Origin of the sequence: Pseudobacter sp. (genome assembly GCF_051955275.1) — a bacterium.
GTDB lineage: Bacteria > Bacteroidota > Bacteroidia > Chitinophagales > Chitinophagaceae > Pseudobacter.
On sequence record NZ_JBQCGW010000149.1, the window covers coordinates 1 to 15261 of the forward strand.

Consider the following 15261-nt stretch of genomic DNA (forward strand, 5'->3'; position numbering starts at 1 on the left):
CGTTGTTTAAAGAATATTGCCGTTTGATTGGGCTCATAATTCAATTCCGCTGCCAGCTTTTTCACGGCGAGTTTGGTACGGAGACCGATGCTGTGATGATCATGCAATGCGCGCGAAACGGTAGAGATAGAGATGTTCAGACGCTTGGCAATCTCTTTAATTGTAGGGAGTTTCTTTTCCATGAGCAACCAGTTGTGATAATGGAAAGATAGAAAAATTTGTAAAGCAGCACACTGACTTCAAAAAATGTCTCAATAAAATCAGGATAATTTGCGATATTAGTTAGACGCGATTGATTTTGCTTGCTGATCAGTATAATTTATAACTGTGTTTATAATTTACCAATCAATATGCAACAAGCTCCACGCAGGATACAATGGTTGTTCACCGCAGCCATGCTTACAACAAGCAGCGTATTCATGCAACCCCTAGCCCAGGTGGCTAAAACCAAGACTGACCAACAGAAAATGCAATGGTGGCGAGATGCCCGCTTTGGCCTTTTTATCCATTGGGGACTGTATGCCGTTCCGGCCGGTGAATGGAATGGCAACACCAATTATGGAGAATGGATCCGGAGTACTGCACAGATCCCTCTTGCTACCTACGACAAATTTCTCACTCAATTCAATCCCACCAGCTTCAACGCAGATGAATGGGTCCGCATGGCCAGGGACGCCGGTATGAAATACCTGGTGATCACTACCAAACACCACGATGGATTCGCCAATTGGCCCACTGCCACTTCCGATTTCAACGTGATGAACACCCCGTTCAAAAAAGATCCGCTGAAGGACCTGGCCGATGCCTGCCATAAATATGGCGTGCAACTCTGCTTCTATTATTCCATTATGGACTGGCATCATCCGGATTACCTGCCCCGCAGGGATTGGGAGACGGACCGCTCCACCGAAGGCGCAGACTTCAGCCGGTACGTGGATTATATGAAAGCCCAGCTCAAAGAACTGCTCACCAATTACGGAAAGATCGGTGTGCTCTGGTTCGATGGAGAATGGGAAGACACCTGGAACCATGAGCTGGGTAAGGACCTTTACAATTATGTGAAGAGCCTGCAACCAGATATCATCATCAACAACCGTGTTGATAAAGGCCGCTCAGGAATGGCCGGTCTGACCAGGACAGGCGATTTTGTGGGTGACTTCGGTACGCCCGAGCAGGAGATCCCTGCCACCGGCTTCCCCGGCGTTGACTGGGAAAGCTGCATGACCATGAACAATAACTGGGGATATAACAGTCATGATCAGAACTGGAAATCGGCTGAAGACCTGGTGCACAAACTAATTGAAACCTCCTCAAAGGGGGGCAACTTCCTCCTGAATGTAGGACCTACTGCAGAAGGCCTGTTCCCGCAGGCAAGTGTGGAGTGCCTTGCCGATATCGGCAAGTGGATGAGCGTGAACAGTGCTTCCATTTACAATACGCAGGCAAGTCCGTTCAGGGAGATCAGCTTCGGCAACTGCACTCAGCAGTCTATCCCAGGCGGAACGCGGTTATACTTCCACGTTATCAACTGGCCACAGGATGGTAAACTGGTGCTGCCTTCCATGGCCAATACCATTACTAAAGCATATGCGCTGGCAGATAAAAGCAGTCTGAAGTCAAGCCGGGTGAATGCCAATAATATCATCAGCATACAGGGAGTGACCAAACAGCCATATGCAACCGTGATCGTAGCTGAGATCAAAGGCAAGCCCATCGTATATACAGAGCCAGTGATAGAAGCACCGGCCACATTGTTCATCGACCAGCTGCCGGTTACTTTCAAGACCAATATTCCGGGCGCCATCGTGTATTATACTACCAATGGCAAAGATCCGATTGGTACATCGGCGCAGGCGCGCAGCATGATCCTGCGCAAAACAGCCACCATCAAAGCAGCGGCTTTTCTGGGAGGCAAACAGATCACCAGTGTAGCTTCTGCCAGCTTTGAAAAAGTAACGCCCATACCTGCCCAGGAGGTGAACCCCGCCAGCGGCGGATTACAGTTCGCTTCCTATGAAGGCAAATGGGATAAACTGCCTGACTTTACAAACCTTTCACCAGCTGCTATGGGAACGCTCGCCAACTTTGATATCAGCATGAAGCGCGGCAAAGAAGAATACGCTTTTGTATTCGATGGATGGATCCGCATTCCTGTTGATGGCGTGTACACTTTTTATCTCAGTTCAGATGATGGAAGCCGCATGTACATCAATGATCAGTTGACAGTTGATAATGATGGCCTGCATGGTGAGATCGAAAAATCAAAAGATATTCCTTTAGCCAAAGGATACCATAAGATCAAAGTACAGTACTTTGAAAGATCAGGCACGGATAATCTGGAAGTGAGCTGGAAAGGTCCGGGCATTCCCAAGATGCGGATCCCTGATATTGTATTGTATCGCGATAACTGATCTGATACGCATAACAATCAAGTATGAAATTAATGCTGCTGCTGGCTGGATTGCTGGTGATAACTACCGTGCATGCACAAGTGAAGGATATGCATAACCTGCAATTCACGGAATTGCCAAAGCAGTGGGATGAAGCGCTGCCTATTGGTAATGGCTGGCTGGGTGCTCTCATCTGGCAGCGGGATTCAACATTAAGAATGTCACTCGACCGTGTTGATCTGTGGGATGACAGCCCCATGCCGCAGATCAACCGGCTGACCTATAAATGGGTGGAACAGCAGGTGCTCAAAGGCGAGTATGATACCGTACAGCAGATCGGGGATAAGCCTTATGATCAGAATGCCGCCCCCAGCAAAATCCCCGGAGCGGCGCTGGAGTTTAAAATGCCTGCCGGTCATACAGTAAAACTGGCGCAGGTCAGCCTTCGCGACGGACTGGCAATGGTGGAGTTCACTGATGAGCTCCGGTTCATGAGTTTTATTCATGCCAGCAAACAGGAGGGATATTTCGGATGGGAAGGAATGAGCCCAGGGCAGCTGAATGCATTACTTCCTTCGATTATACCTCCACGTTACCAACCCAGCCTTACAGAGAAGCCAGGCCCTGGTTCACTGGCCCGGTTATTCTATCCAAAGGGAAAAATTACCAAAGGAAAGAACAGCATAAGATACCACCAGCCTACCTGGAGTGGCCATTATTATGAAGTGCTGGTAGAGTGGGTGGTTACCCAAAAGAAACAACTCATCGGCGCCTGGACCATCAGTGTAGACAAGCCTGCTGTACTCTCCAAAATAAATCCCGCACTTAAAGAGCCGACAGGATGGGTAGCTCATGAACGCTGGTGGAAGAACTACTGGAGCAAATCTTCGATCTCTATTCCGGATACATTGCTTGAAAGGCAGTACTACCGCGATATGTACAAGTTCGGATCCGTTGCGCGGCCGAACACGCCCCCCATTTCTCTACAAGCTATCTGGACTGCCGATGATGGCAGACTGCCTCCCTGGAAAGGAGATTTCCATCACGATCTGAATACACAGCTTAGTTACTGGCCGGGATATGCATCCAATCATACCGATCTCACTGCAGGCTTTACCAATTGGTTGTGGAAGGTGCGGCCGGAAAACAAACGCTGGACCAAAGCATATTTTGGCGTGGATGGATTGAATGTGCCGGGTGTGACCACTATCAGTGGTAAGCCCATGGGTGGCTGGATACAGTATGCCATGAGCCCCACAACCGTCTGCTGGCTGGCTCATCATTTTTATCAGCAATGGAGATATACCGGTGATACATTTTTTCTGAAAGAAAGGATGTATCCGTACCTGCAGGATGCTGCGCGGTATATGACCGGTATCACCAGGATGAAGGATGGTAAACGCATGTTGCCGCTGAGTTCCAGTCCGGAATACAACGACAATAAAATATCAGCCTGGTTCCGTGAATGGACAAACTATGACCTGGCGCTGGTCAGGTACATGTTATTGTTACATGCTCATTCCAAAAGAATTGCCAGAATTAAAAGCCCTGATGACTCTACCCTGATGTCTGTATTTGACCTGCCGGCGGCGGCAATAAATGAAACCGGTTTAATGATGGCGCCAGGTGTGGAGATGTTGCATTCGCACAGGCATATGAGTCCGTATATCAGTATCTTTCCCTTGCGCACACTGGATTTGGAAGTGCCGGTTAAACAAGATTCCATCGTAAGAGAAAATACATTCAGGCACCTGGAACAACTGGGAACACGCCAGTGGACGGGTTACTCCTTTGCCTGGATGGCCAATATGTATGCAGCCAACGGAAAAGGAGACAATGCCCTGAAACACCTGCGTATCTTTGCTTCCAATTTCGTTTCATCCAATAGTTTCCATCTCAATGGAGATCAGCGCGGAGGTGAATATTCCAATGACCAGGGGAGGCCATTTACACTGGAAGGCAATTTTGCTTTTGCGCAGGGTGTGCATGAATTGTTATTGCATAGTCATACCAGTGTGATAGAGGTATTTCCTGCTTTACCTTCCTCCTGGAATACTGTATCTTTCCATCAACTCCGTGCAGAAGGTGGTTTTCTGGTAAGTGCTGAAAAAGAGAACGGAGTTGTTGTGTCCATCAAGGTTACTGCCACTGTCAATGGCAAGCTTCAAATTAAAAAGCCCCGTGATTTTCATACCTGGATCGTAGAAGGAATGGATTCTAAAAAAGTAGAACTGTTCATGAATGTTTTCGAGGTTTGGATGAAAAAAGGCCAGACCATTGTTTTCAAAAACGGATTTGAATAAATTGTTATGAAGCGGATAATAATTTCCTTCCTGCTTGGTGCTTATTGTATCAGCGGGCAAAGCCAGCTGGTAGATATCGTTGGGCCTGCGCCCACTGCCAAACAAATGAAATGGCATGAGATGGAATTCTATCTCTTCATGCATTTTGGTCCGAATACATTTACGGATTTGGAGTGGGGTAAGGGTACAGAAGATCCCACTGTTTTCAATCCTACCGCTCTCGATTGCCGGCAATGGGCCCGCATTGCGCGTGACGCAGGCGCCAAAGGCATCATCATCACGGCCAAACATCATGATGGATTCTGCCTCTGGCCAAGCCGTTACAGCGATCATACTGTACGCGAAAGTCCCTGGAAAAACGGAAAAGGAAATGTGCTCCGCGAACTGGCGGAAGCCTGCGATGACTATGGTGTAAAATTCGGCATTTACATTTCTCCCTGGGATAGAAATCACCCAGATTATGGTACGGAAGAATACAATGACATCTATGTGAAGACCATGCGTGAACTGCTGCGCGGTTATGGAGATATATTCGAACTGTGGTGGGATGGAGCGAATGGGGAAGGGCCCAATGGAAAGAAGCAGGAATATGATTTTCCCCGCTTTCAGCGCACTGCCCGCCGCTTTGCGGACGAGGCAGTAATCTTCAGCGACATCGGTCCGGATATCCGCTGGGTAGGCAATGAAAAAGGTATTGCCGGTACAACCAACTGGAACCTGCTGGACACGGCTGGCTTTCAGCGCGGCCATGGCGCGCCTCCCGTGGATACCCTCAATAGAGGTAATGTAAATGGTAAATCCTGGATTCCGGCAGAATGCGATGTCAGCATCAGGCCGGGCTGGTTCTATCACCCGAATGAAGACAGCGCCGTTAAATCGGGCCTCGACCTGATGAAACTCTATCTGACTTCCGTGGGCCGGGGCGCGAACCTGTTGCTGAATGTGCCACCGGACCGGCGCGGACTGATCCATCCTGCTGATTCCGCTTCCCTGATGGCTTTCAAAGAATTACGGGAAAGCAATTTCAGAACCAACCTGGCGCAGCGTGCAAAAGTAACGGTGTCTTCATCGCGGGCAGGATATTTACCAGCACTGCTGGTGGATGGCTTCAGGTTCTCGCACTGGGCGCCATTGAAAACGGAAACCAGTTGCTGGATTGAAATTGAAATGGACCAGGAGAAAGAGTTCAATACGATAATGTTGCAGGAATATATCGAGGCCGGCCAGCGGATAGAGGAGTTTACGGTGGAGGTATGGGATGATACAAAATTTGTTCCTCTTACCAGTGGAACAACGGTGGGGTATAAGCGAATATTGCAATTCCCGAGACAGACGGCTGGTAAGATCAGGGTGAATATTGTGAAGAGCAAGGCCAGTCCGGTGATTGGAGAGATACAGTTGTTTAATTGTGATGAGTTCTGAGGATCAGAGGCCGAGTCGTTTTATTCTGTTTTCTATAAGTGCTTGATACTTTTGTTTTTTTGCCTCACTGATAAAACTGTTCTGAATGCATTCCTGCCAGGCAGGTGTTGATTTGCGCATCCTTTCAAAAATTCTATCCTGTTGTGATGGCGACAGATTCGCTCTGCTGAATAAGTTCTCAAAGTCTTTTCTTGACAGTTTGTTCTTTTTGCCATTCAGGAATAAAGCCATTTCTTCTTTGTCTTCCGGAAGCACAATGGCCGATGGTACCAGGTCATAGGCGGCGCTCAGCACATATCCTAACTGTGGTTGATCAATCAGTGAAAAGTTTTTAAGATGCATATCTGCATTACCGGTAATAAAACTAAAAAGAAGGACCTCAAAAAAAGTCTGTGAGTCCAGACCAGGATTGACAGAGTATTTCATGATGGCCCTTAAAATTTGTTCATAGCCACCCAGATATTTGTGCTCCGTCATTCTTTCGGTGAGTTGGCACATATCCTCCATGTGAATCTTTTGCTTACCCTTTCTGTCGATGCGTTTTGTAATATAGGCAAGTGAGCCATCGTCCATGCTGATCAGGCTATGTGGAACTGTTTTTATTCCTGCAATCTCAGCTAAATGCATCGTGAGATCTTCAAGTTCTGGCAATTGGTTCCATTGTTCGGAAGGCGGCTTTAAAATGTATTCCCCCATAAAACCAACTATAGAAAATCTTTTTGCACCATTCTCTCCTTTCACTGCTTTCAGATCAAGAGATAGTTTAGCCTGTACACCTGGAATGGTTACCTGACTACGGACGGCCTTCTTCGCCAGTTCCAGGATATCCTGCTGTGAATATGGAAGAAGGGGAGGCACTGCAGTTCCAAAGATCTTTTGGCTGCAGCTCAGGTGGAATGAGTTTTCCTCCGGGTCAAGTTTATCGTAACAATGATAACACCTATTCATCTGCAACGTCATTATCAGGGTGAACACTAATTGCACCAATACAATCTTTACAACATTTCAATAACAGACCCATTCTATCTCTGCGATCTAACTTCCAGTTATCTTCTGCAATGTCGAGTAGCCAGCCTTCTGGAATCAGGCCGTCGAAAAAAGGAAATAATGTATTACTTGAGTAACGGCTGACTTTTAAGGGGAAAGTTTTACTTATAGCTGGATACAAGCCTGCATTGCGATAGGTCTCATCATAATCAAAATGAATGCCCTCGGCATCTTCATAAATTATCCCGGCAATAATATCCTGATATTTGACAATACCTTTTCTCATTCAAGGTCTTTTTTAGAAGGTACAGGTTGCATTTCATGTCCGAAAAGACTCAATACCTGATTCACTTTATCTAAACGAAGCGTATCCTTACCTTGCTCAAGATCTCTTATAAAACGAATACCTACTCCAGCTTTTTCTGCGAGATCATCTTGTGTAAGCCTTGCTTTTTTTCTTCTGTCCTTAATGAATTCAATTAAGTTGAACGAAGCAGGGGCGGCCTCCACGAAATCCTGGTCCTTGAATGTTGTGATAATTGTGTCAATTATTTCATCCCGTGTTTTCTCAGAAGCATAGGATTCGCTTTTCGCTAGAATTATGCCATTCACAGCTGTAAGGGTGAAATAATAGTTACCATTACTGCTCCTTGAACGTTGAAATGAATGTTGTTGTTTGACACGGTCGTGCGCATGTGATAAGGAGTTTTCACAGCTGGTAAGGGTAATATAAGCCTCACTGTTGAGTATTATTTGTCCATTAGCGGACTTGAGCCTCCAGTGAAATTCTGAATTAATATGAATAATATCGAAGGTCAACATATTTAGCTAGATTATACCTGATCGGGTATAAAGGTACTAATTTTTGTAAAAATATACCCGATCAGGTATAAATTATTTGCAAATTAGTTTATTATACCCGTTCGGGTATATTATTATGCTGTTTTAGTGTTAATATACCTGATCGGGTATAATTCCAGTGTTTATAATCCTAACAACAAACAAAAAAGCGAAAAACAGAAACTCCGTTTTTCGCTTTTATTATCAGAAATATCTTGATCAGTTTCCTTTGAACGCAGCCTTTCTCTTCTCCAAAAACGCAGTAACGCCTTCCTTCATATCTTCTGTTGCGAAGCATTCTCCGAACTGCTCTATCTCATGATCATAACCCTTTCTGCTATGATCGAATTTATTGACGCATTCAATCACTTTGGCAATGGCGATGGGTGCTTTGCTGTTGATAAGCGTGAGGATCTCAGTAACACGAGCCAACAGGTTTTCGGCTGGCACTACTTCGTTCACCATTCCTATCTGTAATGCTTCCTGCGCGGTAATAGTGCGGCCGCTCATCAGCATTTCAATCGCGCGGCCTTTACCCACCAGCTGCACCAGTCTTTGTGTGCCGCCATAACCGGGGATCAGTCCGAGGTTCACTTCAGGCTGTCCGAATTTAGCGTTCTCTGCTGCGATCATAAAATGACAGCTCAATGCCAGTTCGCAACCGCCGCCCAGTGCAAAACCGTTAATGGCTGCAATGAAGGGCTTGGGTGAGTTCTCTATCGCAAAGAAAATATCATGACCTTTTTTGGAGATGGCCATTCCTTCTTCTTTGCTCAGGCCCATGAACTCTGTGATGTCTGCGCCTGCAATGAATGCTTTGGGGCCTGCACCGGTGATGATGGCCGAGCGGATGGCCGGGTTATTGTAAACCTCTTCCACCGCCAGTTTCAGCTCGTCCATTACAGTTTTGTTGATGGCATTGAGTTTATCGGGGCGGTTGATGGTGATGGTGAAAATTCCGTTATCGAGACTGGTAAGCAAGGCTTGATATGACATGATAATGATGTTTTGTAGTGATCAGAATTCGCGATGTTCTTTGACCCATGTGTTGATGTAAAGGGCAATGTCGGATGTGGGGGTACCTGGTGCGAAGAGCTTGCCTACGCCCATATTGTTGAGCTCCTGCATATCATCTTCGGGAATGATGCCGCCGCCTGTGAGGAGCACATCGTCCATTCCTTTGTCTTTCATCAGTTGGATCACTTTCGGGAACACGGTCATATGTGCACCGGAGAGGATGCTGATACCGATGGCATCAACGTCTTCCTGCAGGGCAGCGCTTACAACCATTTCGGGTGTTTGTCTGAGACCGGTGTAGATCACTTCCATACCGGCATCTCGGAGCGCAGTGGCAATCACTTTGGCTCCACGGTCGTGGCCATCGAGGCCCACTTTGGCAACTAACACTCTGATCGGGCGTGGCATACAATTTTAAATTTTCATATTAAGCAAGGCTCAGCTGCTGAAGGGCCAGCTGAATGCGGTGAATCGTTTCATTTTTTCCGATGATGGCGGCGATATCAAATACGCCGGGCCCGAATTTACCACCTACCAGCATCAGGCGCAGGGGCATCATCAGTTCTCCGGGTTTGATATTGTGTTGCGTAGCGAGGTCTTTGAAAGCAGCTTCCTGCTCTGCAGCCTGGAAATCCGATATCCCTTCCAGATATGTTATAAAGGCATTGAAGAATTTCGTTTTTTCTTCGTTCCACTTTCCTTTCACCGGTTCCAGGTCCTGGGCAGGTGTTTCAAAGAAGAACTTCGTTTGTGTATGGAAGTCGGTAAGCAGCGTGCAGCGGTCTTTCACCAGGTTGATCACGCTGGAGAGAAGCTTATCATCGGTTATGGTGAGGCCGTTATCTGCCAGTACCTGTTTTACATCAGGCAGGAGCCTGGAAGCGTCTGAGCGCTTGATCCATTCGTGGTTGAACCATTTCGCTTTTTCGAAATCGAATTTTGCGCCGCCTTTGTGAACGCGGTCGATGGAGAAGCGCTGGATGAGCTCTTCCACGGAGAAAATCTCCTGGTCGGTCCCGTCGTTCCAGCCGAGCATGGCCAGCATATTGATAAAAGCTTCGGGCATGAAGCCCAGTTCGCGGAAACCTTTGGTGAGTTCGTTTGATTTGGGATCGAGCCAGTTCATGGCAAATACGGGGAAACCGAGACGGTCGCCATCGCGTTTGCTGAGCTTGCCATTACCATCGGGCTTGAGGATGAGCGGGAGATGAGCCCATTGGGGCATCTGATCTTCCCAGCCCAGGTATTTCCAGAGCAGGACGTGCACGGGCGCGCTGGGCAGCCATTCTTCACCACGGAAGGCGTGGGAGATCTTCATGAGGTAATCGTCTATCACCACGGCCAGGTGGTAGGTAGGCATACCGTCTGCTTTCAGCAGTACTTTATCATCTACCAGACTGGTGTTAAAGCTTACTTCTCCACGGATCATATCGTGAAAGGTAACGGTCTCGTTTTCCGGCATGCGGATGCGGATCACGTGGGGAACGCCATCTTCCAGGAGGGTTTCCGTTTCTTCCAGGGTGAGGGAGCAGCTGTTGCGCATTTCGAGGCGCACTTTGTGATCGTATTGCGGAGAAGGGTTTTCAAGTGTTTTGAATCTTTCGCGCATGCTCTCCAGCTCTTCGGGCCTGTCGAATGCATAGTAGGCATGGCCGGTCTTCACCAGTTGTTCCGCGTACTGGCGGTACATTTCCTTCCTTTCGCTCTGGCGGTAGGGGGCGTATGGGCCGCCGCTTACCGGGCCTTCGTCAGGTTTCATGCCGCACCATTCCAGGCATTTGATAATATATTCCTCGGCACCGGGTACAAAGCGGGTCTGGTCCGTATCCTCGATACGCAGTACAAACTCACCGCCTGCATGGCGTGCAAAGAGATAATTGTACAGCACTGTACGAACTCCCCCGAGGTGCAATCCACCGGTAGGACTGGGCGCAAACCTTACACGAACATTCTTTTTCATAAGCGACAAAGATAAGGCTCCGGGTACTATTTTGGTATTCCTGCCGTTATATTGAAGATGCGAACAGGGCTTGTCATATTCTTACTACTTTGCTGCAGTGCAGCGCTCAAGGCGCAGCTGACCTACGAAACCCTGCAAGTGGACTACGACAGCGCCCATACCTTCAAAAATCTCAAGATCATTCCCGTGCGATTAAAAGGCGGTGGCAGTAACGGCGGCCGGGAGGCCATGATCTCCCTCGGTCAGGGCATCAATTCAGGCACCGTGCTGGTAACCGAAAGAGGCACTGCGGCTACCGAGAATGTACACTGGCTTAGGATCAATAACAATTCGGGCATGCCGCTGTATATCGGTTCCGGGGAAGTAGTGATGGGCGGCCGGCAGGACAGGATGATCACCCGGGACACGGTATTGTTGCCATCCGAAAAGGATCAGTATGTGCAGGTGATGTGTGTGGAAGAAGGGAGATGGAGCAATAAGGTGAAGAAGTTCGTGTATAACAATTACGCCAATACGGCCCTCCGCAAAGTGCTGGGCACTACCAATAACCAGGTGCTGGTCTGGAAGGAGATCAACAGGCAGCTGGGCGATAACAATTTTCACAGTTCTTCCCTGGCCTACCTGGCCCAGCGTCATGATAAAAAGATGCTGATCCCGCAGAACGAATACCAGCAATACTTCCACAACAAATTCTTCAATGAGGATACCACGGTAGTGGGGATCATCTGTGTGAGCGGCGACAGGATCATCGGTTGCGATATCTATGCCGGCAAGGGACTGTTTGAGGCATCGCTGGATGCGTTGCTGGCAGGCTATATCGAAGAAGCTATCCTGCATGGACAAACGCCGTCGGCTACCGATGAAAAGGTGATGAACTATCTCGCTCCCAAACTCACCAATGAGCCCATGCAACAGGAACACCTGAAAAAGAACGGAAAGATCTACCGGCACGAAAAGCGGGTGATCCATATTACAGGATACGGCGAATAACAGGCAGGAGTATCCCGTAAAAATCAGGTACCTTTGACTACTGAAACCCGCGTATGTATTACCTTGTAAAAACTCCGTGGTGGTTACGTAAACTGTATCCGCGTTGTACCTGGAATATACCTGTAAACAGCCAGGAGAAGATCCTGTATCTCACTTTCGATGATGGTCCTCATCCCGAAGCCACACCCTTTGTACTGGATACGCTACGTCAATGGAATGCGCATGCTACATTTTTCTGTATAGGAAAGAATGTGGTGGAGCATCCTGAATTGTATCGTCGTGTGCTGGAAGAAGGGCATCGCACAGGCAATCATACTTTCAATCACCTGAATGGCTGGAAAACGGCGGACGACAAATACATTGCAGACATTCTTGAAACAACGAAGTATGTGGATTCAGATCTGTTCCGTCCTCCTTATGGAAGGATCTCACAGTTTCAGAGCAGGGTGCTGACTGGCGTTGATACGTACAGGAATGCAGGAAGAAAGTTCCGTGTGGTCATGTGGGATGTACTGAGTGCGGATTTCGATCAGCGGATCACGGCGGATAAATGCGCCTTCAATGTAACGGCCCATGCCGGACCAGGTTCTATCGTAGTATTCCACGATAGTGCAAAAGCGTTTCCTCGTATGCGTGAAGCATTGCCGGTAGTATTGCGCTATTTTTCTGAAAAAGGATTCAGATTTGACACAATACCATTTGAGGTGGAAGCGTTGCCGGTATAAAAAGAAAGTTTAATTTTTTTTTAATGGGACTGAAAATTTGTCGGAACAGCGAAAGAATTTGCTGATTAAGATTGGCTTTAAATAAGTTGGGCCGGGGTAGAAACCCTGGCCCGTTTTTAATCCGTACCCTATGAAAACTGGATTAAAGGTATAAACTTTTTTGATTTGACCAAAGTAATTTAACCGGGGGCAAAATTTAGACGAACGGTCATTTTCCGTCAACTTGTCGGAAATCAATTTTTTCCAAGAAATCCAGCGGATTATTTTGTTATATGAAGTTTTATTGTTTCGTATATAATTCTTATATGAGTCGCAACGGGTATTTATGAGTTTTCCTGGATTGGGGTTTTTTAGTGAATTTTGCGTGGTTATGGAAATACAAATTACTGATACTCACACTCATTTATACGTGAATAGCTTCAAGGGCGACCTGGCGGCGGTAATGGAGCGTGCACTTGCAGAAGGAGTTACTAAATTCTATCTCCCTGCCATCGACAGTGAAACCCATGATGCCATGCTGCAGGTAGAGACCGATTACCCCGGCAAATGCTTTGCCATGATGGGTTTGCACCCCTGTTCTGTGGAAGATGATTATAAGAAGGAACTGGCGATTGTGGAAGAATGGTTGTCTAAAAGAAAGTTCTCTGCGGTAGGGGAGATCGGCCTGGACTATTACTGGAGCGATAAGCACCTCAAAGAGCAGGCAGAAGCCTTTCACCAGCAGATCAACTGGGCGTTGGAATATGAGCTGCCCATTGTGATCCATTGCCGTAATGCGATGGACGATACGATACAGATCGTGCGGGAACACCAGTTCGGTAAGCTACGCGGGATCTTTCATTGTTTTACAGGAAGTGCTGAGCAGGCGCAGCAGATCGTGGACCTGGGGTTTTACCTGGGGATCGGTGGCGTGCTAACCTATAAAAACTCCGGCCTGGCTGAAGCGCTTGCCGGGATTGACCTGGAGCACCTGGTGCTGGAGACAGATTCTCCTTATCTGACACCGGTTCCGTTCAGGGGCAAGCGCAATGAGAGCGGTTATTTAAAGTATATCATCGATAAGCTGGCTGAAGTGAAAAACACAGATAAAGAAACGGTAGCGAGGATTACTTCAAAAAATGCTGAAAAAATATTCGGGGGGTAAGTAGGGAAACCTTATTTTTGCAACCCTCTCGGAGAGGTGCAGGAGTGGTTGAACTGGCACGCCTGGAAAGTGTGTATAGGAGAAATCCTATCAAGGGTTCGAATCCCTTCCTCTCCGCTGAAATAATAAACGCCTTCAAGTCTAAGATTTGAAGGCGTTTTTAGCGTTCGAAGTATTTTGTGGAATTATGTTGAGTTTTATATAATCCCTTAATTGTCGGATTGTTTGGCGGTTCGAACAGCCCACTTTGATATTTTATCTGAGCTCACAAGGTTTGTACTTTTCTTAGTATCTCCATGAGTTTGTAATTCAAATACAATTTCTCTTTCCCTATCATTTCACTTTTCAGAAATCCTGCATCTTCCAGGGATTTGAGGTAGTTACCTACAGTTTTAAGATTGCCGATGCCTGCCGCCTCAAGGTATGATCGCTTGGTATATGGCAACTTAAAAAGTAATTCCATTAAGTCCTTGGAATATATTTTAGGAAGCACTTCCTGGATTTCTTTCCCCATTTCATTCATCAGGTTCTCTATTGCCATTATTTGCTGTCGTCCACGTAATGATGTTTTTTCAATCATATCCAGCATATATAGAATCCAGTCATGCCAGTCATTTTCCTCTGTCACTTTTCTTAGATACTTATAATATTTAGCCTTGTGATGTATAATGTAATCACTTAAATAGAGTGCTGGTAAATGTAATAATCCTGTAAGCTTTAGATACAACACAAGAATAATTCTTCCTGTACGACCATTGCCATCAAAAAAGGGATGTATGGCCTCAAACTGATAATGAATGATAGCTAATTTGATCAATGGATCTATATCGTCTTCCGCATGGATAAAATCCTCAAGATTTTTTAGTTTCTCTCTAATTACTGTTTCACCATCGGGTGGGGTATATATAACTGTGTCCTGAGCAGGATTTTTTAGTTGGGTACCAGGCACATTCCGGATGCCAGATTGATTTTCTTTTATTATCCTCATCAGTTCAATAAAAAGATTAGTCGTAAGAACTGGCTTTTTACTGATATGTTCTATCCCATACCAAAGCGCATCTTTATAATGTATCACTTCTTTGGTTGCTGCATTTTCAATACTTTTTTCAATAACTGTTGCTTTGAATAACTCATCCTGAGTAGTAATAATATTTTCAATCGCAGAGCTTGCCTGGGCTTCCTGGAGATTAATGGTGTCTATGAATAAATGTGGATTGGGAAGGTTGTTGATAGACCCTTTTAATTCAGCTAAAGCACGACTGGCTGAGATCGTTTTCTTGAGTATTTCTCTATTTTCTAAATCTGCCTTAGGCGGCAATAATGGAAGGTCGTTATATGGAATTTTCGGATCGTGTGGCATCGGAGTAATTTACGCCCTTAAAACGAAAATGAGGGTAAAAATATGTTTTTTTTACTCTCGTTCTAAGCTCGAAGGTAAAAGTTACCTTCGTATGTTATCCAGTCTTTGTTAAATAAAGAACGG

Annotated in this window: 14 protein-coding genes and 1 tRNA gene; 7 read left to right on the forward strand and 8 right to left on the reverse strand. The window is 46.5% G+C overall.

The features are described 5' to 3' along the window. Positions 1 to 182: LacI family DNA-binding transcriptional regulator (locus ACTHMC_RS12685; protein WP_440413499.1), on the reverse strand; the 182-nt coding region annotated here is incomplete at its 3' end. A gap of 168 nt (positions 183 to 350) precedes the next feature. Between ACTHMC_RS12685 and ACTHMC_RS12690 the strand changes: the two genes are divergently transcribed. From ACTHMC_RS12690 to ACTHMC_RS12700, 3 genes are read left to right on the forward strand one after another with little or no spacing between them, the layout of a single operon-like run. After that, the gene (locus tag ACTHMC_RS12690) at positions 351 to 2411 is read left to right on the forward strand and encodes an alpha-L-fucosidase (RefSeq protein ID WP_440413500.1); all 2061 of its coding nucleotides are present in this window, start codon (positions 351 to 353) and stop codon (positions 2409 to 2411) included. 23 nt (positions 2412 to 2434) lie between these two features. After that, positions 2435 to 4693, forward strand: a complete 2259-nt coding sequence (locus tag ACTHMC_RS12695) for a glycosyl hydrolase family 95 catalytic domain-containing protein (protein WP_440413501.1) — start codon at positions 2435 to 2437, stop codon at positions 4691 to 4693. Between the two features lie 6 nt (positions 4694 to 4699). Continuing rightward, positions 4700 to 6115: an alpha-L-fucosidase gene (locus tag ACTHMC_RS12700; protein ID WP_440413502.1), complete on the forward strand. Its 1416-nt coding sequence runs from the start codon at positions 4700 to 4702 to the stop codon at positions 6113 to 6115. 3 nt (positions 6116 to 6118) lie between these two features. Here the strand turns inward: ACTHMC_RS12700 and ACTHMC_RS12705 are convergent, their stop codons facing one another. The 6 genes from ACTHMC_RS12705 to gltX form a co-directional block, all read right to left on the reverse strand. Continuing rightward, complete coding sequence (locus ACTHMC_RS12705; RefSeq protein WP_440413504.1) at positions 6119 to 7099, reverse strand: HipA domain-containing protein; 981 nt, start codon at positions 7097 to 7099, stop codon at positions 6119 to 6121. Beyond that, entirely contained in the window at positions 7056 to 7388 is a 333-nt protein-coding gene (locus ACTHMC_RS12710; RefSeq protein WP_440413506.1) for a HipA N-terminal domain-containing protein, read from the reverse strand. Before ACTHMC_RS12710 ends, ACTHMC_RS12705 begins: the two co-directional genes overlap by 44 nt. Further along, on the reverse strand, positions 7385 to 7924 hold the full coding sequence (locus tag ACTHMC_RS12715; RefSeq protein ID WP_440413508.1) for a type II toxin-antitoxin system Y4mF family antitoxin: 540 nt from the start codon (positions 7922 to 7924) through the stop codon (positions 7385 to 7387). The genes ACTHMC_RS12710 and ACTHMC_RS12715 overlap by 4 nt, the downstream gene beginning before the upstream one ends. Before the next feature lie 237 nt (positions 7925 to 8161). Beyond that, positions 8162 to 8938, reverse strand: a complete 777-nt coding sequence (locus ACTHMC_RS12720; RefSeq protein WP_440413509.1) for an enoyl-CoA hydratase/isomerase family protein — start codon at positions 8936 to 8938, stop codon at positions 8162 to 8164. A gap of 21 nt (positions 8939 to 8959) precedes the next feature. Next, positions 8960 to 9367: a cobalamin B12-binding domain-containing protein gene (locus tag ACTHMC_RS12725; protein ID WP_440413511.1), complete on the reverse strand. Its 408-nt coding sequence runs from the start codon at positions 9365 to 9367 to the stop codon at positions 8960 to 8962. Positions 9368 to 9386: 19 nt separating this feature from the next. After that, entirely contained in the window at positions 9387 to 10919 is a 1533-nt protein-coding gene (gltX, locus tag ACTHMC_RS12730; RefSeq protein WP_440413512.1) for a glutamate--tRNA ligase, read from the reverse strand. 57 nt (positions 10920 to 10976) lie between these two features. On the opposite strand from gltX, the gene ACTHMC_RS12735 reads away from it, so the two are divergent. The 4 genes from ACTHMC_RS12735 (at position 10977) to ACTHMC_RS12750 (ending at position 13895) form a co-directional block, all read left to right on the forward strand. Next, positions 10977 to 11909 (forward strand): ARPP-1 family domain-containing protein, encoded by a 933-nt coding sequence (locus ACTHMC_RS12735; RefSeq protein WP_440413514.1) that lies wholly within the window; start codon positions 10977 to 10979, stop codon positions 11907 to 11909. A gap of 53 nt (positions 11910 to 11962) precedes the next feature. After that, positions 11963 to 12634, forward strand: coding sequence for a polysaccharide deacetylase family protein (locus ACTHMC_RS12740; protein ID WP_440413515.1), 672 nt, complete (start codon positions 11963 to 11965; stop codon positions 12632 to 12634). Between the two features lie 370 nt (positions 12635 to 13004). Beyond that, a complete protein-coding gene (locus ACTHMC_RS12745) occupies positions 13005 to 13778 on the forward strand; it encodes a TatD family hydrolase (protein ID WP_440413517.1) in 774 nt (257 codons plus the stop codon). Positions 13779 to 13808: 30 nt separating this feature from the next. Beyond that, positions 13809 to 13895 (forward strand) — tRNA-Ser (locus ACTHMC_RS12750). A gap of 148 nt (positions 13896 to 14043) precedes the next feature. Here the strand turns inward: ACTHMC_RS12750 and ACTHMC_RS12755 are convergent. Further along, entirely contained in the window at positions 14044 to 15138 is a 1095-nt protein-coding gene (locus ACTHMC_RS12755; protein WP_440413518.1) for a Fic family protein, read from the reverse strand. Positions 15139 to 15261 lie beyond the last annotated feature (123 nt).